Origin of the sequence: Bacillus sp. V2I10 (assembly GCF_030817055.1) — a bacterium.
Lineage (GTDB): Bacteria > Bacillota > Bacilli > Bacillales > Bacillaceae > Bacillus_P.
Genome location: NZ_JAUSYV010000001.1, coordinates 4,699,983 through 4,723,336 on the forward strand (window position 1 = coordinate 4,699,983; position 23,354 = coordinate 4,723,336).

Sequence of the window (23,354 nt, forward strand, 5' to 3'; positions counted from 1 at the left end):
CCTTTCCTATGACAAGCGCAAGCGCTTTGACCTTACTCAGGTCTTCATCCTTTTCTCTTTTCTTATCTTTAAAGAATAAAAAGGCATACCAATATGCCTTTTTATTTTTTCATCTATTTCACTCGTATTCTCTCCCTCTATTTTACTTGAAAAGACATGGGAATACCATTCCCGCACACTTGCCAAGTTTTGCAGAAACAGCAGGCGAACACCACGCTGGGCTGATGCACGTTTAGCGCAGGCAGACAGATAAGAACCCGGCTGATTTCCCTTATCAATATGGGTTTTTTGATGTCTGGCATCATCGGGCAGCTGATCAGTTCGGCCCTTGAAGCAGCTTTCAATTGGGCTGCGGTGTTTTATTTTTTTGCAGGCATGTATGCTGTTGTTACAGTTGGGATGGTATTTTTAATTGAGGAAAAAAAGAGGGGAACTGTACAAAAAAAATTCTTCTCTTCTTTAGGTTCTATTCTTCAAAACAAAAAATTGCTGTTATGTTATCTCCTTACATTCGTAATGCTTATGTCTTTTGTCGCTTACTATGAAGGGATTCACAGAGAATACGGCGGAACTGTTTCAAATGAGGCTTTGTTTTGGAGCAAAGCAGCAGGATTAACCGGGGTATTCTTCTCGCTCATCAGTGTTAAGTTGATTATAAAATACGGGAAACTGACTATTGTCAGGTATGCATTGATTGGAATGATCCTTTCATTTATCTTTACATTTTCAAGCACGAACCTTTACATGTCAGCTGGACTTTCTGTCTTATACACAGCATCGCTTTCTGTTTGTATACCTGCGGTCATTTCACTTATCGGCGAATACGGAGGCCGTGACAGTGCAACTGCCGTATCCCTCTATTCATTTCTGCTTTTAGCCGGTGCAAGCTTAGGCCCTTTAATTGCTGGCATCTTCTCTTTTCATGAAATTCTGTTTATATTCTCAGTCTTATACAGCATAGCCGTTCTTTTTACAATCAGAAAATAGGTTCACTCTTTCACTTTCCCGATCACATCATCCTGGCTGATCAATCCGAATTGGCGGCTGTCACGGCTTACGAGACGATTATCCCCCAAAACAAAAAGATAGCCTTCTGGAATTGTTTTTCTTCCGGTGATTTCTTTTAATGTAAAGTTCCCTGTTAATTTGCCGAAAGGAGTCCCTTTTTTCTGCGACTTCAAATATGGTTCTTCCATAGCTTTGCCATTGACGAACAGCTTATCGTTTTTATATTCGAGTTCATCCCCGGGCAAACCGATCACTCTTTTGATATAAGCATCTTCTCCGCCCGGTGCTTTAAACACAACGATATCAAAACGCTTGAAATCAAACAGGCGGTGATTTACCTTATTTATGGACAGCAGATGTCCGGCTGTTAAAGTGGGCTGCATGGAAACACCCTCTACCTTGTAATCAACGAAAACGAGATTTTTTATGGTAATAATGAGCAAGAAAGTGATGACAGTTGAAAAAAACCAGTATCTTTTTCTCATCTTAACTCCCCCGTAAATTTAATGATCTCTTTTCTTCTCAAGCATTTTTACATTCAGGCGCTTTTCGAGCTGCTTGCCGATGAACCACAATAAAAAAATCACAACAACGGCAATGACCGTTCTTTCAGGCTGCGTTATCATAGCCCGCAAATCGTAGCCGATGAAACTGATCAAAAAGATCATCACAAACTTTCCGGAGAGCACAGCCAAACTGAATTGCCAAATACTCACCTTGGACAGTCCTGCTACGATATTAACTGCTGCAGAGGGCGTAAACGGGAAGCAAAGCAGTAAAAACAAAGGACCAAACCCGTGCCTCTCAAGCCACCCCATCATTCTCTGCACAGTCGCGTTCCGGCTGAAAATCCTGAAGAACCTCTCCTGTCCGTATTTACGTATGATCAAAAACAAGATGATTGCCCCAAGACAGCTGCCAATCCAAGAATAAATAAAACCAAACCACAGACCAAACGAATTGGCATTGGCTACAACAAAAACCACTAACGGCAAAAACGGCAGAAATGCTTCAAGCAAAGGCAGGCCTATGCCGAGCAGCGGGCCAAACGAACGGTAATCTTTGAAAAATTCCATCATTCTTTCCATTGTAAAATAATCCAGAAACGCCTCGAGTTCCATGCGGTAAGCTCCTTATATCTTTATCTATGCTATTATTTTACACGTTTGTGTAAAGACTTTAAACATAGAGGGGTATATTGCGGTGCGAGGCATGCATAAAACAGTCTTGCATTTCATAAGCTGATAAAGTAAAATAAAATCGAACATACGTTCTTTTTATAATGTTGAAGCGAGGTTTTTTTGATGACGAGAATTCCCTCAGACCTTCGAGATGCAATTGAAATGTCCATTTACCTCCCGATGACCATTTCCATATTCAACCGGGACTTATCTATCATTGAACAAAGTCCATTCAAGCTTAAACAGCCCTATCTTAACATCGTGGAAGAATCACTCAAGCTTGCACAAAAGGATCTGACAGTCGTACGCCATGAACTGAAAAAAAACAGCATTAAAGTCAGCCAGGTACAAAGAGATGAAGCATTTACCATGTATTCATTCATCTTTAAAGGCTACGAGGAGCAGCACAATTATTTTAATCCCCGAATACGCAATAAAGTATGCGAACTGATGGAGGATTATTTATTTAAAGTCATAAAAAAGTAATTAGTGCTTGTTCAGCTCACGAATGATTTGTTCGTAGATGAGGTTTGTCTGCTTTTCCTTTGGAAACAGCAGCAGGTTCATTTTACGATGCTCTTCTTCGATACGGGCTGTAATGATCGTGCGCAGCTGTGCTGTCCGGTATAATTGATTTTCAAAAGAAGTTGAAGATACTGAAATCGTCTCACTGCTCCCATTTGTAAAGAAGATTTCTGTATTATCAAAATCAGCAGCTGCATATTGAAGAATGTGTGCATGCGAAATCCATGCGCATTGTCTTCTTGAAGAAGAAGACGTTGGAAAGAAAAACATATAATTCCCCGGATCAATGACAATCGGAGGTTTATGTGTAATCCCCATTAGATCTTTCGTGCCGGCTTTGCGGCCTTCATAACTGGAACCGAAATAAGAGCAGCTGCGGTTTACAATATCCTGAGGACTGAGCTTCACAAACAGCTCTTTCTCTACCTCAATCACTTTCGAATACAGCCTTCCTCTGTGCACCTCAGGCAAGATCGCCATCGTAAATCTGTTTGCTATGTAGTTATCTAAATACTCTTCTTGCTCATTTCCCAAAAGTTTTCACCTCTTCAATTATATAGGATTATAGAACTATTTTTAATCTAGCATATTCACCCCTTTTTTTCTACAATTTTACAATATTTTAACAAGGTGAGGAAATAAATATAGAGGGAAACAAAGTTATGTTGAAACTTGATGCTCCCTATTATGTTTTCTTGATTTCTGGTAAGCTGCGCTTTCTGCAGCAGATATCATACCTCCAATGAAAAGCAAAATGGACGACATGATAAAGACGGCCCTAAGGTCCGCTTGTCTGGCAACATAGCCTGCTGCTATCGGTCCTGCCACAATTCCGATTGAATAGATGGATTGATAGAATCCCATTGCCGTTTTGGATCCCGCTTTATGGTTTGTTTTGCTGACTTGGTCCAAGAGAACAGGAAAGATAAAACCAAGGGACAAACCTAATAAAGTGTGCAAAAAACAGTAAACAGCCCAATTGTTTGTGCCTCCCATCAGTAATAGGGATAAAGCTCCTAAAACAAAGCAAATGAACATTATTAAAAAGGGGTTAGAGAAGGATCTTTTTTTCAAAGCAAGCACAACAGGAGCAAGGACGTGCGGTAACATAAAAGCGATGACAAGCAGCATTATGGCTGCAGAGTGATCATTCAGGTCATTAAAATAGACGGATGAAAAACCAAAAATAGTTGTAAAGAGAACCGCGTGGGACAAGAGGGATAAAAGACTTAGTGACCACAATTTCCGCTCTTTCACCACATGCCTGACAATTTGGTCACCCTGTTTAGCTTCCCCTGTTTTATTGTCTGTCTCCACCGAGTCAGCACTAGACAGGGATAGGACAAGGATGAGTCCGATTAAAGCAAAAATCCCACCGATCCAGAATAAGCTTGTAAAGCCTAGAACATCAGCAATCCAGCCGCTGATTGCCATGCTGATCAATTGAGAAGCTACAGTCATTGATTGTAAAATGCCCATTGCTTTTAGTGATCGGCTTTCATCAAAAGAAGAACTATACCAAATGGTCAGGACTACCCACATGGCAGCTGTAACACCCGCAAGAAACCGTCCGAAAAAGATTGGCATAAAGTCGTTCGTCAAGGCTAGCAGGATTGCGCTAATGAATGAAACTGCAAACCCGAAGGCCACCAATAACTTACTGCTGATTTTATATTTATCCGCCGCGATGCCTAATGGGAATCTGATGATTATTTGCATGATCCCATAGCTGCCCATGATTATTCCTGAGGCATAATATCCCATATCTAATACATCCAAATAAATACTGAATGTTGGGATATAAATATACATCGAAAACCAAAAGCAAAAAACAATACTGAGAAAAACGATATGGAAATTCTGAGGCTGCCGCATTTTATCCTTGATCACCCTAAAACACCTTCCTTCTTCCCCTATTCCATCCCTTGGAAATTCCATGTGCTAAAGCTGATATATCTGTTTAATGTTAAAAGTCAGAAAAACCTGCACGCTTTTCGAATGCATGCAGGCGAGGAGTATTTATTTTTCCGGCCAGATTTTTGCATCGGGCGCAAGCAGCCATTTATGTTCCTCTTCCATGATTCGTTCTGTCCATGGACTGTTTTCCAGATGGCGAATCATCCAGCAGAAATACATAGCATATCCCGGTGCAGTCGCTTGAGGGTGATCAAGGTCACCTGGAATCGTAATAAAACTGTTGTGCTCAACGCGGTATGCTTCCGGTCCGACCATTGCACATCCAAAGCCTTGAGGTTTATCAAAACGGTAATAGTACACTTCTGGCTGAGCATGATGGTGAGGCGGATAGCTAGACCATCGGCCTGGATAGGAAATGACTTCTCCTATAACAAGATTCGAATAAGGAGCACTATTATAATCAAAAATAGTCCGGATGACACGTTCTGCTGTTCCGTTCCAGACGCCTTCTCCGGCGATCGCGCTCTTGCAATCCTTCGGCGTGTATAATTTCGCTTCAAATATACGATCATTGTCTGTTTTTTGGACTAGCACTTCGCTTGCTGAAAGCGCCGTAATCGTTACATCTACACCTTTAGGAACATGAAGACACCAAGGATCTTCTTCAAAAACGCTATCACGCTTCATTTCCTTTGTCTTCCCACTCCATTCTATTTGAACGGCACCTTCAAGAAGCAGTATCGCTGTTTCTTGAATACTGTCGCTTAGCGTTTTCGATTTACCAGCCTGCATGGCATAAATACCGATATCCTGCATCATATCGCTGTGTTTGCCGTCGCCTTTTGTCATTTCCGTATACCCTTCTGTTAATTCACCTAATTTTTCATACATGTACAGTTCCTCCTTCGATTTAGGGCACGCCCTGCACTTTGAAACATGCGCATATGACGCTTCACATTCTCAGCAGCCGCCACTATTATACGTTCATGATAAGTAAAGTAATTATGGAAAGGTGCTAAGGGTACTTCCCCGTTCACCATGTCAATCACATGGTTAAACGTTGATGTGGCCACATTGATTTTACGGATTCCTCGGGTAATACAGGTGCGGAAATCTTTCTCAGAAATGCCTGATCCGCCGTGCAGTACTAGCGGAATATCCACTTCCTGATTAATTTCCTCTAGACGGTCTTTACTAAAGTCATATTCGGCCTCCTTTAAATCCCGCTCATTTCACGAATATACTGGCGTGCTTTCACTGCATTCTCAAAAGGATTGGCAACTGCTGGGTCCTGCTCAGCCTCAACGACAAACCATCCTTTATATTCAGCTGCACTCAACGCTTCAAACACTGGCTTGAAGTCGATTAAACCATCTCCCGGCACTGTAAATACGCCTGCTTTGACAGCCTGTAAAAAGCTCAGCTTTTCTTCACGCACTTTTTTAACAATATCGGCTCGTACATCTTTTAAGTGAACATGATGAATGCGATCCATATAGGTGCTTAAAACGGTAAGATGGTCTTCCCCTGAGAATACAAGGTGCCCTGTATCATAAAGAAGCGAAACCTTTTCAGGATCCGTTCCAGTCATTAACCGGGCAATTTCTTCTGTCGTCTGAATACCAGTACCCATGTGATGATGGTAGACAATTTTCATTCCTTTTTCCGCTGCGAGATCTCCAAGATGATGCAAACCTTCCAATAGCAGCGTCCATTCGTTTTCTGTGAAGACTGGCTTATGATCAAACAGCGATGAATCCATTTGTCCTTGGATGCTGTTGCCTTGTTCAGATACCACAATCACTTTTGCACCCATCTCAAATAAAAAGTCACGGTGTTCTTTAAACGCATCCGCTGTTTCTTCAAATGGTTTTAATGTTAAAAAGGAGCTGAACCATGCGCTGGCAATTTCTAAACCGCGTAAAGACAATGCCTTTTTTAGTACCTTTGTGTCACGCGGATATTTATTTCCTACTTCACTTCCTGTAAATCCGGATAGCGCCATTTCACTAATACATTGCTCGAATGTCACTTCACTGCCAAGCTCAGGCATATCATCATTTGTCCAGCCGATTGGTGCAATAGCTAATTTCACTTGATTGGTTTTAAACATTGCTGTTCCCTCCGTCAATAAGCACGCGCTTTTTCAAGATTAGTTTCCTTGTTTTTAAATGCAGTCTTGATGCTTTCTTTTTCAGAAACTTGAGCTAAACCAACATGCCACCATGAATCGTAACCGTGTGTCATCGTTTTTGGAAGCACTTTAATGTCGATCAGTGTACTTACTGTTTGCTTTTTCGAGTCAATGACGGCTGCATGAAGTTCATCCATAGTTCTGACGGAGTATGTTTTAACACCATAGCCTTCTGCGGCTTTTGCATAGTCAATAGCCATGACCGGACCATCCATTTTTCCCGTTTCAGGGTTTCTTTTTCGAAATTCTGTACCAAAGCTGCCCATTCCGTTTTCCATCTGCAAATTGTTAATGCAGCCAAAACCTGAATTATCAAACAGGACAACATTTATTTTCTTCCCTTCCTGCAGGGATGTGACAAGCTCACTATGAAGCATCAAATAGCTGCCATCACCAGTCATCGCGTATACTTCCCGGTCCGGCTCGGCAAGCTTAACTCCTAGAGCTCCAGCTATTTCGTAGCCCATGCATGAGTAGCCATATTCCATGTGATAGGTGTTGCGTGTTCTGGAAACCCACATACGCTGCATGTCGCCTGGCAGACTGCCGGCTGCCCCAACCACAATCGCATTATCAGCCACCATTTCATTTAATGCTCCAAGCACACTTGTCTGTGTCAATTCAGTGCCAAGCGCTTCTTTATATTCAGGCAGCTTTTCATCGAGGTGACCAGCTATTTCCGGTGTGAAGTGATCGCCATAAGCAACACCGTATAAGCGGTTCAATTCAATCTGCCAGCCTTGCTTCACATCTTCAATTTCATTTTCATAAGCAGAACGATAGTCTCCTAGTTTAGCTGCAATGGCTTCAAGTCCGGCTTTTGCATCAGCGACTACTTTTACTGCATCAAGTTTTGCTGCATGGAATTCTGAAACGTTTATCGTAAGTACGTCAGCCTTTCCAAACAACTGCTTAGACGCTGTTGTAAAATCAGTAAAACGCGTACCGACCCCAATAATCAGGTCTGCTTCTTTTGCCAGTGTGTTAGCAGCCGAGTTACCAGTTACGCCGAGTCCGCCCAAATTGAGCGGATGATTACTTTCCACACCGCTTTTGCCAGCCTGGGTTTCACCAAATGGGATATGAAACGTTTCTGCAAATTTCACTAAAGTGTCAGCTGCTTCAGAATAACGGACGCCTCCGCCCAAAATCAGCAATGGCTTTTTCTTTAACTGAATAAGTTTCACGGCATCCTGCACACTTTCAGCAGATGGAAGCCTGCGGTCAATCCGATGAATACGTTTTTTGAAAAAGCTTTGAGGGAAATCCCATGCCTCGCCCTGTACATCCTGCGGAAGTGCAATCGTGACAGCGCCTGTATCTGCTGCATTCGTCAATACACGCATCGCATTCAGCATCGCAGACATAAGCTGTTCTGGCCGGCTGACGCGATCCCAATATTTACTTACAGTCCGGAATGCATCATTTGTTGAAATGGATAAATCGTGGGTTTGTTCGATCTGCTGAAGCACTGGATCTGGCTGGCGTGTTGCGAAAACATCACCGGGTAATAATAGAACCGGAATATTATTCGCTGTAGCAGCAGCGGCAGAAGTGACCATGTTTGCTGCTCCAGGTCCAACAGATGAAGTGCATGCCATGATCTGTTTCCGATGTTTCTGTTTAGCAAACGCCATCGCAGCATTAGCCATTCCCTGTTCATTTCGTCCCTGATATACTTCCAATTCTCCTGGATTTTCTTCTAGTGCCTGGCCAAGTCCAAGCACATTCCCGTGGCCGAAAATAGTAAAAATCCCTTTAATAAAACGTTCCTGTTTTCCATCAAATTCTATATACTGTTCATTTAAAAATTTCACGAGTGCCTGTGCAGTTGTCAATTGTATCGTATCCACTGATAACTCTCCTCTCTCATTAAGAAACACACATGATTTGTCTGAAAAAGAATATTTCCTGAAACCTTCCTAGTGCAAAATGAAAAAGGGAAGCGGCACTCGGTCCCACCACTTCCCTTTAATCCTTACTTCACGAAACGAGCTGTAACCATTTTCTTTCTTGTGTAAAATTCGACACCATCCGTACCATTTGCATGAAGGTCGCCGTAGAATGAATCTTTATTGCCTGAGAATGGAAAGAATGCCATTGGTGCTGGAACACCAACATTCACACCTAGCATGCCTGCATCAATGGTTTCACGGAACTGGCGGATGGCATATGCACTGTCTGTATAAATGCATGCCCCATTTGCAAATGGTGAAGCATTTGCTACATCAATCGCTTCTGTTAAATCTTTTACGCGTACGATCGAAAGAACCGGCGCAAATACTTCATCCTGCCAAATTTTCATTTCTTGTGTGACATGATCAAAAATTGTAGGTCCAACAAAGTAACCTTTACCGTTTGCCGCTTCGTCGCCTCGACCATCACGAACAAGCGTTGCTCCTTGCTTGACACCAGATTCGATATAGCCAAGTGTACGTTCTTTATGAGATTCACGGATAACCGGTCCTAAGAATACGCCTTCATCCAGTCCATTTCCGATTGTGATCTCATCAGCAGCTTTGTTAAGCTTTTCGATCAGCTCATCAGCGATCGGCTCTTCGACTGCTACAACAGCCGCTGCCATACAGCGTTCACCTGCTGAACCAAAAGCGGCACTTGTAATTTGTGTTACTGCTGCATCAATGTTTGCATCTTTTAATACAATTGAATGGTTTTTGGCTCCTGCCAATGCTTGAACACGTTTTAAGTTTGCAGTACCTGTTTTATAGACGTATTCTGCAACAGGCTGAGAACCGACAAACGAAATAGCTTTTACATGCTTGTGCTCTAAAATGCCGTTAACTACGTCATGTGCACCATTCACGATATTTAATACACCTTTAGGAAGGCCTGCTTCTTCAAATAATTCTGCAAGACGTACTGCAAGAAGCGGCGTTCGTTCAGATGGCTTCAAAACGAATGTATTGCCGCAAGCAATTGCAAGCGGGAACATCCAGCAAGGAACCATCATTGGAAAGTTGAATGGTGTGATTCCGCCGACTACCCCGATTGGATAGCGATACATACCAGATTCGATGTTTGTCGCAATATCAGGAAGCTGTTTACCCATCATTAATGTAGGTGCACCTGCAGCAAATTCAACACACTCAATGCCGCGAAGCACCTCCCCGTGTGCTTCTTGAAAGCTTTTTCCGTTTTCAATTGTTATAAGCTTTGCAAGCTCATCCCACTTCTCTACAAGGAGCTGCTGATATTTAAAAAGAATACGCGCGCGTTTTGGAACGGATGTCTGGGACCATGTTTTAAACGTTTCATTTGCAGCTTGCACAGCACGGTCCACATCTTCTTTTGTAGAAAGAGGTACTATAGCAAGTTCTTCACCTGTTGCTGGGTTATAGACGATTTCTGTTTTTTCAGAAGCTGACTCTACCCATTCTCCGCCAATATAGTTTTTTAACGTTTTTACTGTTGTTTGCGTCATTTTATATTCTCCCTTTCTTTACCTGAACTGGTTCGTAAACTGCTGTTTCCATCTGATCGATCAGCTCTTCCTTTGTCGGCATGGCATCTGAGCAGCTGTGGCGGGAAATAACAATTGATGCCGAGGCACTGCCCATCTTCATCGCTTCCGATACGTCTTTTCCATTCATTAGGCCGTAAATGAAAGCAGATGCATAAGAGTCGCCTGCACCGAACGTTTTCAGAACATTCGTCCTGAAAATTCCGCTTCTATGTGATTCATTGTCTTTTGTATAGGCAATGGATCCTGCACCGCCATGTTTAATGACAACAAGATCTGCACGGTATGAGAACCAGCGGGACGCTGTATAATGGTCATCTGATTCATCGATATTCAACAATTTTTCCATCATATCGAACTCTTCACGAGTCCCGATAATGACGTCGCATTTTTCAGCAGCCAAGTTATAATAAACAGCTGTTTCAGATTCGTCCGTCCATGTATACGGGCGGTAATCAAGATCAAAGAAAACCGTTACTTTATGTTTAATCGCATATTCGAGCGCCAAAAATACCGCTTCACGAGATGGACTTTTCGCTAGGGCTGTTCCTGAAATTAAAAGAGCTTTTGATTGTTTAATATAATCCTCTTCTACTTCAGAAGGGTGAAGCTTCAAGTCTGCGACATTGTCACGGTACAGCAAAATACTGCATTCAGCCGGACTTTTTATCTCAGTAAAAGCAAGGCCTGTGACAGCACCTGTTTGATCAACTGTGACGCCCTTTGTATCGATGTGGTTTTTCTCTAAGTAATTTGTGATAAAACGGCCCATTTGGTCATCAGCAACTTTGCCGATAAATCCCGTTTTTTGACCTAATCTAGCAGAACCAATCGCAATATTGGCTGGGGAACCGCCGACATATTTGGTAAATGTGCTCGTTTCTTCCATTGGACGATTTGTTTCATTGGAGTTTAAGTCAATACAAAGCCTGCCGACAGCAATAATATCAAGGGGTCTATCCTTTACAAATTTGAGCGGGTTCATATGATCCTTCCTTCCGTACAATTAATTTGCTGCAGTTTGGGCAGCCGGCTTTAATTGAACTGGGGCCCCCGTCTCAAGTGATTGTCTTGCTGCTCTGGCAATACGTTCAGCTTGTAACCCATCAAAGCCATTGCAGCTCACTTCATGGTTTTCAAGGACTGCAGCAGCAAACTCAGTTACTTCATCGATATATGCTTGAGTGTAACGTTCAAGGAAAAAGTAAAGCGGCTTCTCTTTCGTTACATTATCAATGGTTGAAACTTCAACTGTTGTTGCCTGATTGTTGTTTACCTGCGCTGCTCCCTTATCACCAAAGATTTCAAGACGCTGGTCATAACCGTAAACTGCACGGCGGCTATTATCGATTACACCAAGTGCGCCATTTGCAAATTTCAAGGTAATAATAGCTGTATCAATATCGCCTGCCTCCCCAATCGACGGATCTACAAGCACAGCACCTTGCGCGAAAACTTCCACAACTTCACTGTCCATTACGTAGCGCGCCATATCAAAGTCATGTATGGTCATATCCATGAACAGCCCGCCTGATGATTTAATATAATCAACACCTGGCGGCTCTGGATCGCGTGAGGTGATTCTCAAAATGTGAGGTGTTCCGATTTCCCCCTGTTGAACAAGTGTACGAATTTTTCGAAAGTTCGGATCAAAGCGGCGGTTAAAACCAACCTGCAGCTTTACACCGGCTTTTTCAACAGCAGCAAGTGCTTCCTCTGTTTCTTCCACCGAGAAGCTGACTGGCTTTTCACAGAAAATATGTTTTCCGGCAGCTGCTGCTTCTTTAATAATGTCTGCATGAGTATTTGTTGGCGAACAAATAAAGATTGCTTGTATAACAGGATCATTCAGCAATTCATGATAATCAGTTGTTAATACTTCAATCTGCTTATCGGCGGCCCATGTTTCAAGATGTTGGGCAGCAACATCCGATACACTTTTAATCCGAATGTGCGGAATTAACCTCAAATTATCAACATGCAATCTCCCGATACGTCCAGCTCCAATGATTCCCACAGTCAATGTCATCGACCGATTCCCCCTAAATCGTTAATTTTAAATTTTTATAAGCTTTTTTGATTAAGCGCTTTCCTGTTGACTGGAAAAAATACCGGCCCAAGCCGGCAAGTTAAATCCTTATCTCTTAGCTGCAATTTAATTCAAATCTTTGACAGAATGACGTTCAATCAGTTCTGGTGCAAGCATAATTCTGTGTCCAGGCATATCTGGATTTTTAATTGATTGCAGCAGCTTTTGAATAGCATAATGTGCCAATTCCTCAATAGGCTGTGCGATTGTAGTTAAACCTGGATCTGCTAATTCCGCATGAATCGTATTATCAAAACCAATCACTGATATATCATTTGGAATAGCCACTTTCGCTTTTCTTGCTTCATTAATGAATATTGCTGCGATTAGATCCGTAGAAGCAAATACCGCAGTGGGTTTAACCGCAGATTTCAATATTTGCCGGGCAGCCGCTTTCGCTTCCTCTATTTTTGATTTTGAATGTACAACATAGTTTTCATCTAAATGAATTCCCTCATCAGCAAGAGAATGTTTAATGCCCTGTAAACGCAACCGTCCGCTCGCCCGGTTTAATTCTGCAATCACAGCAATATTCGTGTGACCTTTATCCAGCAAGTAACGGCCTGCCAGATATCCGCCGCGAACATCATCAGTCGTAACAACGTGAGAAGCAAAAGATGGATGATCAATAGAAAACATTAAGAGAGGGATACTCTTGCTTTGGAGTTTTTTAAAAACCTTCCAATCCTTTGGTTCTGTTGCAATAATAATTCCATCAACTTGTTTTTTTAAAAGCAGCTCTAAATAATCTTGTTCACGTTCTCGCTGATAATCTGTGCTGCATAATATGATGGCATAGCCCGTTTCCCGTGCGTTGTTTTCCAAAGCCCGGGCTACCTCAGCAAAAAAGGGGTTGGCAATATCAGGAACAAGCACTCCGATTGTAAAAGTTTTCTTACCTGTCAGCGCTGCTGCTACAGTGCTTGGCTGGTATTCAAGTTCTTGCATGATTTCCAATACTCTATTCCTTGTTTTATTGCTGATCCGTCCTGTATTATTCAACACCTTGGAAACAGTGGCAATTGAGACTCCCGCCTTTTCTGCTACATCATAGATTGTGAGCTTCATGTAATTTCAAACTCCTCCGAATTGTCTTTTTCATTAGTTTAGCATGAAGGAAATTTGCTGTACCAAATTTAGACCTTATTTAGAAATACTCTTTAAAAATTCTAATTTTTCTTCTGCGTTTTCATTTGTAATGATGTCTATTCCGCTGTCTATACGCTCTTTGACCTTTTCCCCATTAATTGCTTTCAATGCGTTTTCGACACCTTGATAGCCCATGTTGTAAGGACTTTGTGCAATTGTACCAGCAAGCTTGCCATCTAAAATAGATTCAACAGCTTCTTTTGTTCCATCTGTACCGATTACTTTAATATCGTCTCCTTTTGTTTCGACTGCACGTAATACACCTAGTGCCATATCATCATTTGCTGCAAAAACACCTTTTACATCCCCATTTTTCTGAAGAATATTTTCCATAACAGACATAGCTTTTGTTTTATCACTATCTCCAGGCTGTTCAGCGACAACTTCTAGACCTGCTTCTTCAAGTGCTTCTTTCGCACCTTTAATTCGGGCATCTGTAGCAGGATTACCGAGCGCTCCTGAAATTAGTACCACTTTATCTCCCTTTTGAAGCATAGAAGCGAGCAATTTTCCGCCTTCTATACCTGCTGTATGGTTTTCTGTACCAATAAAGCTTGTTTTTCCTGCAAACTCGGCATCTGAATCTATTAGAAGAACTGGTAAATCCGATTGAGATGCAGTTTCTAATACTGGAACAACTGTTTCTGGCTGAGATGGAGCGACTACAATAGCACCAGGTGACTGACTTATTTGATCTTCGAGCATATTTACTTGCTGGATCACTTCCGATTCAGCAGATGGCCCAACTACCTTTACATCTACGCCAAGATCTTTCCCGGCAGCTTTAGCTCCTGCCTCTACATATTTCCAGTAAGGGCTTGATAACGTTTTTAATACGACTGCAACGCTTTCCTCCCCGTTGCCGCTTGCTTCTTTATCTGCACCGCTGCAGCCTGCAGCAAATGCTATACATGATACTGCCAATACCGTTCCAATCAATTTAAGTTTTTTCATCTCATTTCCCCCTTTTTAAAAGTAAAGCGCTTAACCAAAGAAGAAGTTTACCCTTTCTTACTATTGCGCTGACGAAGAACGTCTACATATACGGCGGCGATAATAACAAATCCGATTACTGCCATTTGGAAATCAGCAGGAACGTTTAAAAGGTTTAGGCCATTACGCAGGACAGCGATAATCATTGCTCCGATTAATGTACCCCAAACAGTCCCAACACCTCCCATGAAGCTGGCGCCGCCAATAATAACTGCCGCAATTGCGTCAAGTTCGTATGAAAGTCCAGCAAGAGGAAAAGCAGAGTTAACTCGGCCAACCGTTACAAGACCTGCAAGCCCCGCCATTAAACCACTGATTGTATACACAATAATTAACACGCGATCGACATTAATACCTGACAGACGAGCAGCTTCCTTGTTGCCGCCAATGGCGTAAATATAACGCCCTGTCTGTGTTCTCGTTAGGAAAATATGAAAGATGATATATACAACTATAACAAGAAGGAAACTAACTGGAATAGGACCCACAAATTCACGTCCTATAAATTGAATTAAATATGGGAAACCAGCAATCGGAGCTGCAGCAGTTAAAATTAGCGCAATCCCACGTGCGATGTTCATAGTACCAAGTGTAGAAATAAACGGATGCGGCAAACGTAATTTTGTTAATAACAACCCATTTATTAAACCAAATCCAGCACCGACGGCAAGACATACAATAATACCCAGGATTGGACTTAAGCCCATGTTAACTGAGACAATTCCCATAACCATAATGGAAACTGCAAGAATGGATCCAACAGACAAGTCAATACCTGCTGTTAATATTGGAAGAAGCATCCCCATTGCAAGTATGGCATTGATAGAAGATTGTCGGGCAATGTTCATTATATTATTCAATGTTAAAAACTTGTCCGATAAAAATGTGAGCACTGTAGTTAAAAGGACAAGACCGATAAGCGGTCCAAATTTACTTAAGTAACTCTTTAGCGTCCTGCTTTGTTTTGGTGTATCATTGTCTGTTTTTTTCAAAACTGCTTCACTCATTATATTAACCTCCTGTTGCCGCTTTCATAATTCTCTCTTGAGAAGCCTCTTCTATCTCCAGGTCAGCGGTTATTTTCCCTTCACTCATCACTAGGACTCGATCGCACATACCAAGAATTTCTGGAAGGTCTGAAGATATCACCAACACAATGGCACCGCTTTCAACTAACTGATTCATTAAGCGGTATACTTCAACTTTTGCACCAACGTCAATGCCTCTTGTCGGTTCATCAAAGATATATACCTTTGCTTGTGTGCATAGCCATTTGGCAATAACAACCTTTTGCTGATTGCCTCCACTTAAATTTCGGGCATGAAGGTCAATGTTATCAGGGCGCACCTTCAATTCTTTAATATAATTTTTTGCTTCTTCACGGATACCTTTTAAATCAACTAATCTGGATTTATTTGTGAATTTTTTCATATTAGCCATAGCAATGTTGAAATCGAGCGGCTGATCAAGCAAGAGACCTTCACTTTTCCTGTCCTCTGTAATAAAGGCAATGCCAGCATCAATTGCATCTCGAGGTGACTTAATTCGAACTTCCTCACCATTTATGAAGACTTTTCCGCCTTCATGTGAATCTGCGCTGAAAATGGCTCGTGCCAGTTCTGTACGGCCTGCGCCGACTAGTCCGGAAATGCCGACAATTTCACCATAACGGATGGAAAATCCAACTGGTTCTGAAGTTCCAGCTACCATTATGTTTTCCACCCGAAATCCTTCGTCTCCAAGCGTAAACGATTGCTTAGGATACTTTTCATCAAGCGCACGGCCAACCATTAGCTCAATCCAGTAATCCGTTTCGGTTGTCTTAACCTGCAGTGTATCTATTTTAAATCCGTCTCGAAGAATGGTTAACCGATCGCCCATCCTTCTGATTTCTTCCAGTCGGTGGGAAATGAATACAATCGCGATTCCTTTTTCCGTAAGCTGTTCAACACAGTTATATAACTGTTCTACTTCTGTTCCACTAAGGCTGGATGTTGGCTCGTCCATTATAATCAATTTAGCATCCAGGGCAAGCGCTTTCGCAATTTCAACAAGTTGTTGCTGCCCAATTCCGAGCTCCCCAAGCTGCTTATCTGCTAGTGCAGGGCTCTGGCCTAGCATCTCCAAACAGCGTTCTGCTTCCTTGCGCATTTCTTTTTGGTTAAGAAGTGACAACTTCCCGGCACGCTTTAATTCTCTTCCAAGGAAAATATTTTCATAAACCTTTAATTCGGGAATGACATTTAATTCTTGATAAATGGTAGCAATGCCTAGATTCATAGCCTCAACAGGTGTATTAAGTTCGACCCGCTTACCTTCCCAATAAATTTCTCCGTCATCCTTTTCGTAAGCGCCTGTTAAAATTTTTATGAGAGTCGATTTACCTGCACCGTTTTCACCAAGTAAAACATGAACTTCACCGGCTATTACATCTAAATCAATCCCTTTTAAAACATGGTTTTGACCAAAGCTCTTTTTAATTCCTTTTATTTCGAGGAGGCTTCCTGCATGAGTAACCATGTACGACCCCTTTCTATTCATTCCATCATTTTATGAATTTAAGAAAGCGCTTTCCTAACATGAAGTATAATGTCTTTATATCTTAATTTCAACATTTTTTTGAATATTATTTTTTTTCAAAAAACAATGCTCCTTCAAATAAATATAATTCTTCAACTCTACTTAACACTCACTGCTAGTTGCGAAAGCTCAAACTTTTGACCAGTCTGATAGGATTCCCGTGCTGCCAAAGCAATTTCGAGTGCCTTTACGCCATCGTCTACTGTGACACGCGGTGTTCCGTTCTCAGTTACAACCCGGAAAAAGTCTGAGAGTTCCAAATTGTAGGCATCCGTAAAACGAGATGGAAAATCCGGTAATATATCGTGCGTGTTACCCGCTTTAGTTAATATCTGAATGTTATGCTCCCGAAGATTTCCAATAAAAATCGAGCCTTCTGTCCCTATGACCTCTGCCCGTATATCGTAGCCATAATAAGCGTTCCGGCTTGCTTCTGCATCTCCTGCAGCACCAGAAGCAAAATCTATATAAGTAAGGGATTGATCTACATCCCCATACTTTTCCAAAAAAGGATATTTCAAAACACGGCCTTGAGCGCTAACAGAAGTGACCTCAGACTTCATCAAATAACGGGCAATATCATAATCATGGATGGACACATCTACAAACATCCCGCCGCTATGCTTGATGAATGCCTCATGAGGCGCATGGGGATCACGGGAAATTCCGCGGAAGTATATCGGCTCACCGATATCACCTGCATCAATTCGTTTTTTTGCTGCATCATAAGCAGGGTCAAATCGGCGCATAAAACCAACCTGGCAGATTGAATTGTTTTTTTCTATCATGGCTTTAATTTCATTTGCTTCTTTTAAATCAATTGTCAGCGGTTTTTCAACAAAAATAGCTTTACCTGATTCTGATGCTCTTTTCAATAAATCAAAATGAGTGCTCGTTGGAGAGGCAATGATTACGGCTTCAATTGTATCATCTTGAAAAATATCATCAGGATTTGCCGTAAAAACCGGCGCCTCAAGTTCTTCTGCAACCCGTTTGGCCGTCTCAATGTTCATATCGCATACAGCCACAAGTTCCGCGTTTCGAATTTTAGCCACGTTTACTGCATGCCAATATCCAAGCCTTCCTAATCCAAATACAGCCGATCGAATTTTTTTTGTCATAGTATTTAATCTCCTTTTATTAAACGTCTGTTAACACAGACTTGCTGTGAAGTGATTGATAGCTTTTTTCAAGATAACGGGCCATCAAAAGGGAATGTTCCTCATTGTAAACCGTTTTTTTCCCCTCAAGGATACAGTCATGAAAATGGTCAACCTGATTTAAATATTGATCGTCTTTAAACCTTTCAAAAAGAATCACATTGCCATTTTCGTCTCTCACAGTTACTTTCCCGTATCCATCAGCTGATACATCTGGACGAAACGAGGAGTCAACTAAAATGGAGCCCTTAGGACCAATGATTTCATAGCGATTAATAAACGGAAGTTCCATAGAAGCTGATACTTCAGCTGTCCGATTATATTTATCTATCAATACGCAAGTCGACGTTGTATCTACACCGTTGTGAATTTTTCCGCTCATTGAAAGTTGAACAGGATTAAAACCGACAATTTGTGTGACTGCATGCAAACCGTAACATCCGACATCACGCATAGCGCCTCCGCCTAATTCGCGATTTAAGCGAATGTCTTCTTCATCTTCAAGCATCCAGGAAAAATGGGCTTTCACATGGCGGTATTCCCCGATGAGGCCGGATCCGAGCAATTCCTTTACTCGCTTGTGCTGACAGTGAAATTGGTACATAAATGCTTCCATAAAGACTGCGTTATTTTCTTTTGCTGCTGTCTTCACAGCTTCCATTTCGGCTTCCGTTAACGCTGCTGGCTTTTCAAGAAGCACATGTTTTCCTTTTTCTATTGCCTTTACCGCCCATTCGGCATGAAGTGAATTTGGCAGTGGAATGTAAACGGCTTCAATAGATGGATCATCAAGCAGCTGTTCATATTGTTCATAAATGATAGGTGTTTCAAAACGTTTCGCTTTTTCAAAGCTTTTAGATGCAACAGCTCTTATATCTGCTCGGTCTGAACGCCGCAATGCCGGAACTAGTTCGTTGTAGGCAATATTTGCAGCACTAATGATTCCCCAGCGGATTTTAGCCATTTTGATCACTCCTGACAATTTTAATAACTAAATATTCAGAAATTTAAAGATAGAAAATAGGTAAGCGCTTTCTCTATTCATTTTAGCTTACTCTTTTTTTTTATTCAATTACTATTTTCAAAATCTAGCATATTCTTCCCCTTTTTCTGCAAATTTCCAATAATACCTGCTTCTATTCCACCACCATAAAACAGACTATCTAGCATAAAAAAAGAGAGAGATTGTTATATCTCTCTTTTTCTCTTTGATCTATACAATATTTCTTTGTTTATGATAATGATATAAAGCACCCAGCAAGCCTGATTGATTGAAGTACCGGCAATGATCGATATTCGTTAGTTCCAATGCTTCAGGCCGTATCAGTCCAATCTTATCCTTCAATAAAGAAATGAAAGCTTCCTGTGAGCTTACGCCTCCTCCAAATAGAATTTTTTCTGGAGCTAAAGAATGAATGATGTTGACAGTCCCAACTGCAAGGGCTGTGAAAAATGCTTCCACTTCTTCGGTTATCACTTGATTTTTTTTCTGATAAAGGTCAAATATCTCTTCTCCTGTATAAGCTTGATGAAGCCGATTATTCACACGGTCGATCAGATTCCAGGTAGAGCCTAATCTGCTAAGTGTAGCTGTTTCCATTAGTAAAGGAAGATTTTCCGTTATTTGCAGACACATTAAACCAAATTCTCCAGCCATACCTTGTCTTCCCCTATATAACTCATTGTTGATAAAAATAGAACCGCCAATCCCAGTTCCAACTGTTAAGACGACAAAATGATTGTTAGCGATTGCGTTACCTTTCCATTTTTCTGCAAGCGCCGCACAATTGGCATCATTTTCTAATTCTATAGGCAGTTTCAAACTTTTAAGTTCTTCCTTAACCCTTTTGTTCTGTAAATCAGTTACCGCCCCAGCAAAAAAGACGTTTCCTGTGTGAACATCAACAGCTCCAGGAACGCTGAGTGCGATCCCTTTAATAGGATATTTTTGTTTATATTCTTCCGTTTGATCAATAAGCATGGTGAAAATTTCATTGTTCCCTTGTGGTGGTGTTTGATGCACGTTTGATTCAATTACATTCCCATCACTATTCATGACGGCTGATTTAACAGATGTTCCTCCAATATCAAATACCGCTGTTAGTTCCAACTATCTCCCTCCGCTTTCTAAATTTCAAAATCCATTATTTTTTGAAAGCTGAGCAAACCACTGACCGCTTTTCTTTATTGATCTTTTATAATGATCATCTAAATGAACAGAGACAAGCCCATATCGATTTTTATAGGCATTCAGCCAAGACCAATTATCCATAAAGGTCCAGAGGTGATATCCTTTGACATTTACGCCTTCTTTCAATGCTTGGTGAATCCATTTAAGGTGCGCTTGCATAAACTCAATTCGGTAATCGTCAATAATCTTGCCTGTTTCATCTCTGAAACGCTCCTCATTTTCCACACCCATGCCATTTTCAGAAATAAAGCATTCAATGTTTCCATAGTCCTGTTTGACATTCATCAAAATATCATAGATGCCTTTCTCATAGATTTCCCATCCGCGATAAGGATTCATCTTCCTTCCAGGCATTTCGTAATAATCAAAGTATCTTTCCGGTAAAAATGGTGCCTGAAGGTTCGGGAGGTTTTCCTTTGCTTTTATTCTCCGTGGCTGATAATAATTAATCCCCAATAAATCAACAGTGTTTTGTTGAATGGTTTCTAAATCCTTCTCTTTCATTTCAGGCAGGAAGTTTTCCTTTTTCAAAAGAGCAACTAGTTCTTCAGGAAACTTTCCTTTTACACTAGGGTCTAAAAACGATCGGTTAAAGAATAGGTCCGCCATTCTAGCGGCTTTGACATCTTCTGGATGCTGACTGCGCGGATAGGAAGGCGTCAAGTTCAATATGATTCCGATCTTTCCGTCTTTCCTGCTGTCATGATAGGCTTCAATAGCTTTTGCACTAGCTAAAATCGTATGAAAACCTACTTGTACGGCTTTTTTAAAGTCACAAATAGCAGGGTAATGAAATCCGTATAAGTAACCGCCTTCGACAGGCACAATCGGTTCGTTATGGGTAAACCACTTTTTCACGCGATCACCAAAAAGGTTAAAGCAGGTGCTGGCATACTCCACATAAGCATCAACTACCTCACGGCTTTCCCATCCTCCCCTTTTTTGCAGAGCAAGCGGCATATCAAAATGATAGAGATTGATGAAAGGTTCGATGTTATGGATCATTAATTCATTAATGACATCTTCATAGAAATGAATGGCTTGCTGATTTACTTCTCCCTCTCCGTCCGGAAACAGCCTTGACCATGAGATGGAAAATCGGAAGCTATTATGTCCTGCTTCTTTCATTAATTGAATATCTTCTTTGTATTTCTCATAAAACTTTGAAGTATGATTGGGTCCTGCTCCATTATGAAAACGGTGCGGCTCTGTCTCAAACCAATAATCCCAAATATTTTGACCTTTGCCGTCTCCTTCTGCATGTCCTTCCATTTGTGTTGCAGATGATGCAGACCCCCACCAAAAATCGTTGGGAAAAAGATAATTCATTTGTTTTTCCAAGTTTTTAAACCCCTTCCTTAAAAAGGACACCAAGCCGCTTAATCCAGCTTGGTGTCATGTATGATTATTTACCTTGTGTTTTTCTCCAAGCATCATATTGCTTTTGAATTTCAGCCATGACTTTATCAAGTCCAGCTTCTTTAAACTTTTTGTTTGCTTTTGGCAAGTACTCTTCCGGGTCTACTGAACCTGTCATGAGCGGTTTTGAAAACTCACTTGAGACATTAGAGATAGCAGCGATTTCCGTACGGACTGGATTAGGATCAAAATAGAACCCAAGCGTTGGAGCAGGTATAGATTCATTATTGAATTTCTCAAAGGCATCCCACTTATCATCTGGATCATTGTCATATAAAGGCAGGATAAATTGATTTCCAATGGCAAAGCTTGGCATATTAAAGTTATCAATACGTGCTTGTAAATCTTTAATTTTATCATTCTCTCCTTTTTCATAATGAACATCTTCAATACCTTTATCCAATAAAGTCCGTAAATATGGATCTGTATTTAATAAATTTAAGAACATCATCGCACGTTCCGGATTTTTTGATGTCACAGAGATAGCCTGCATCGAACCCGTAACTGAACCATTAAAAGTGATCGGCTCATGAATTGGCTGAACGGCTAAATCATATCCTGAAGTACGGGCCCATGTAAGCTCAGCATATGGCTGATACATTTCTTTACGAACGAACCAGTTTTCTACTTCAAGCGGCCAAGGATCATTGCTGGTTGCAGCATCTGACTTAATATATCCGGCTTTATAGAAGCTGTGCATCGTTTTTAATGCTTGCTCCATCTCTGGTGTTTCATACACATTCACAATTTTGTGATCCAATGTATCCAGATGAACAGCAAACGGCATTTTATCATCTAAAATATAATCAAACGGCAGGTATGGATTAAACGTAGAAATCGGGGTGAAATCAGGTTCATTTTCTTTAATGGTTTTTAATAATGGCTCTAAGTCTTCAAGTGACTCAACTTTCTTAATGTCCAGGTTGTGTTTTTCAACTAATCTCTTGTTAAAAACATAAACACTTTGCTGTCCTACTTCTTTATTAGCCGGAACGGCATACAATTTCCCGTCAATTTTTGCCCCTTCTAAAAAGGCAGGGTCTAATGCTTCTTTTAATTCTTTTCCTTCTGAATCCAGTAATTTATCTAATTCAACAAAAGCACCTTTTCGGGCATTTAACACATAGTTTGCTGCCCATGAACTTGTAAATGCAATATCAAACGGCTCACCCGAGGCAATCACGACTTGCATTTTTTTATCATAGTCACCCCAGTCGATCATTTTCAGGTTGATTTTAGTATTTATTTTTTCTTTCGTGTATTCATTTACTTTTTCCATGACTTTATCGGCATCTTTTTGAGGTGTTCCGATCATATACCACGTTAGTTCATACGGTTTTAGTTCCCCATTTTCAGTTGAATTGCTCTCCTTAGCTCCCCCCATGCATCCTGATAAAATCAAGGTTAAACTAATCACAGCCATAAAAATCGATACCCATTTCTTTTGCATGCTTTTTCCCCCTTATT

Annotated in this window: 21 protein-coding genes and 1 pseudogene; 2 read left to right on the forward strand and 20 right to left on the reverse strand. The window is 41.1% G+C overall.

The window, feature by feature from the left end; genetic code table 11:
• The first annotated feature begins 249 nt into the window (after positions 1-249).
• Positions 250-987, forward strand: coding sequence for an MFS transporter (locus QFZ72_RS23825; protein ID WP_307439969.1), 738 nt, complete (start codon positions 250-252; stop codon positions 985-987).
• A gap of 2 nt (positions 988-989) precedes the next feature.
• Here QFZ72_RS23825 and lepB read toward each other — a convergent pair whose 3' ends face one another.
• Together lepB and QFZ72_RS23835 are read right to left on the reverse strand one after the other, a co-directional pair.
• The gene (gene lepB, locus QFZ72_RS23830) at positions 990-1,493 is read right to left on the reverse strand and encodes a signal peptidase I (RefSeq protein ID WP_307438412.1); all 504 of its coding nucleotides are present in this window, start codon (positions 1,491-1,493) and stop codon (positions 990-992) included.
• An 18-nt stretch (positions 1,494-1,511) separates the two neighbouring features.
• On the reverse strand, positions 1,512-2,129 hold the full coding sequence (locus tag QFZ72_RS23835) for a TVP38/TMEM64 family protein (RefSeq protein WP_307438414.1): 618 nt from the start codon (positions 2,127-2,129) through the stop codon (positions 1,512-1,514).
• A 183-nt stretch (positions 2,130-2,312) separates the two neighbouring features.
• Here QFZ72_RS23835 and QFZ72_RS23840 point away from each other — a divergent pair, with 183 nt between their 5' ends.
• On the forward strand, positions 2,313-2,675 hold the full coding sequence (locus tag QFZ72_RS23840) for a YhjD family protein (RefSeq protein ID WP_223440245.1): 363 nt from the start codon (positions 2,313-2,315) through the stop codon (positions 2,673-2,675).
• Here QFZ72_RS23840 and QFZ72_RS23845 read toward each other — a convergent pair whose 3' ends face one another.
• The 18 genes and pseudogenes from QFZ72_RS23845 to QFZ72_RS23930 all read right to left on the reverse strand — a co-directional run bounded on the left by QFZ72_RS23845 (position 2,676) and on the right by QFZ72_RS23930 (position 23,337).
• The gene (locus QFZ72_RS23845) at positions 2,676-3,248 is read right to left on the reverse strand and encodes a competence protein ComK (RefSeq protein WP_307438417.1); all 573 of its coding nucleotides are present in this window, start codon (positions 3,246-3,248) and stop codon (positions 2,676-2,678) included.
• A gap of 126 nt (positions 3,249-3,374) precedes the next feature.
• Positions 3,375-4,652, reverse strand: a complete 1,278-nt coding sequence (locus QFZ72_RS23850) for an MFS transporter (protein WP_307438419.1) — start codon at positions 4,650-4,652, stop codon at positions 3,375-3,377.
• Between the two features lie 81 nt (positions 4,653-4,733).
• Entirely contained in the window at positions 4,734-5,522 is a 789-nt protein-coding gene (locus tag QFZ72_RS23855) for a 5-deoxy-glucuronate isomerase (protein ID WP_307438421.1), read from the reverse strand.
• A pseudogene (locus tag QFZ72_RS23860) lies at positions 5,507-5,818 on the reverse strand (class II fructose-bisphosphate aldolase); the annotation flags it as partial. The pseudogene QFZ72_RS23860 and the gene QFZ72_RS23855, both read right to left, overlap by 16 nt.
• 29 nt (positions 5,819-5,847) lie before the next feature.
• On the reverse strand, positions 5,848-6,744 hold the full coding sequence (iolE, locus tag QFZ72_RS23865; RefSeq protein ID WP_307438422.1) for a myo-inosose-2 dehydratase: 897 nt from the start codon (positions 6,742-6,744) through the stop codon (positions 5,848-5,850).
• A 14-nt stretch (positions 6,745-6,758) separates the two neighbouring features.
• Positions 6,759-8,678, reverse strand: coding sequence for a 3D-(3,5/4)-trihydroxycyclohexane-1,2-dione acylhydrolase (decyclizing) (gene iolD, locus QFZ72_RS23870; protein WP_307438424.1), 1,920 nt, complete (start codon positions 8,676-8,678; stop codon positions 6,759-6,761).
• A 125-nt stretch (positions 8,679-8,803) separates the two neighbouring features.
• Positions 8,804-10,267: a CoA-acylating methylmalonate-semialdehyde dehydrogenase gene (locus tag QFZ72_RS23875; protein WP_307438426.1), complete on the reverse strand. Its 1,464-nt coding sequence runs from the start codon at positions 10,265-10,267 to the stop codon at positions 8,804-8,806.
• A 1-nt stretch (position 10,268) separates the two neighbouring features.
• Positions 10,269-11,291, reverse strand: coding sequence for a 5-dehydro-2-deoxygluconokinase (iolC, locus tag QFZ72_RS23880; RefSeq protein ID WP_307438428.1), 1,023 nt, complete (start codon positions 11,289-11,291; stop codon positions 10,269-10,271).
• 21 nt (positions 11,292-11,312) lie between these two features.
• Entirely contained in the window at positions 11,313-12,335 is a 1,023-nt protein-coding gene (gene iolG / locus QFZ72_RS23885; RefSeq protein ID WP_307438430.1) for an inositol 2-dehydrogenase, read from the reverse strand.
• 126 nt (positions 12,336-12,461) lie between these two features.
• The gene (locus QFZ72_RS23890) at positions 12,462-13,463 is read right to left on the reverse strand and encodes a LacI family DNA-binding transcriptional regulator (RefSeq protein ID WP_307438432.1); all 1,002 of its coding nucleotides are present in this window, start codon (positions 13,461-13,463) and stop codon (positions 12,462-12,464) included.
• Between the two features lie 75 nt (positions 13,464-13,538).
• Entirely contained in the window at positions 13,539-14,498 is a 960-nt protein-coding gene (locus QFZ72_RS23895; RefSeq protein WP_307438435.1) for a sugar ABC transporter substrate-binding protein, read from the reverse strand.
• 47 nt (positions 14,499-14,545) lie between these two features.
• On the reverse strand, positions 14,546-15,544 hold the full coding sequence (locus tag QFZ72_RS23900) for an ABC transporter permease (protein ID WP_307438437.1): 999 nt from the start codon (positions 15,542-15,544) through the stop codon (positions 14,546-14,548).
• A 4-nt stretch (positions 15,545-15,548) separates the two neighbouring features.
• On the reverse strand, positions 15,549-17,057 hold the full coding sequence (locus QFZ72_RS23905) for a sugar ABC transporter ATP-binding protein (RefSeq protein ID WP_307438439.1): 1,509 nt from the start codon (positions 17,055-17,057) through the stop codon (positions 15,549-15,551).
• A gap of 158 nt (positions 17,058-17,215) precedes the next feature.
• Positions 17,216-18,238 carry a Gfo/Idh/MocA family oxidoreductase gene (locus QFZ72_RS23910; protein ID WP_307438441.1) on the reverse strand — a complete coding sequence of 341 codons (1,023 nt, stop codon included), beginning with the start codon at positions 18,236-18,238 and terminating at the stop codon, positions 17,216-17,218.
• A gap of 19 nt (positions 18,239-18,257) precedes the next feature.
• Entirely contained in the window at positions 18,258-19,241 is a 984-nt protein-coding gene (locus tag QFZ72_RS23915; RefSeq protein ID WP_307438443.1) for a Gfo/Idh/MocA family protein, read from the reverse strand.
• A gap of 249 nt (positions 19,242-19,490) precedes the next feature.
• On the reverse strand, positions 19,491-20,387 hold the full coding sequence (locus QFZ72_RS23920; protein WP_307438445.1) for an ROK family protein: 897 nt from the start codon (positions 20,385-20,387) through the stop codon (positions 19,491-19,493).
• Between the two features lie 24 nt (positions 20,388-20,411).
• Entirely contained in the window at positions 20,412-21,797 is a 1,386-nt protein-coding gene (locus tag QFZ72_RS23925; protein WP_307439970.1) for a glycoside hydrolase family 1 protein, read from the reverse strand.
• Between the two features lie 76 nt (positions 21,798-21,873).
• Positions 21,874-23,337: an ABC transporter substrate-binding protein gene (locus QFZ72_RS23930; protein WP_307438447.1), complete on the reverse strand. Its 1,464-nt coding sequence runs from the start codon at positions 23,335-23,337 to the stop codon at positions 21,874-21,876.
• Positions 23,338-23,354: the final 17 nt, after the last annotated feature.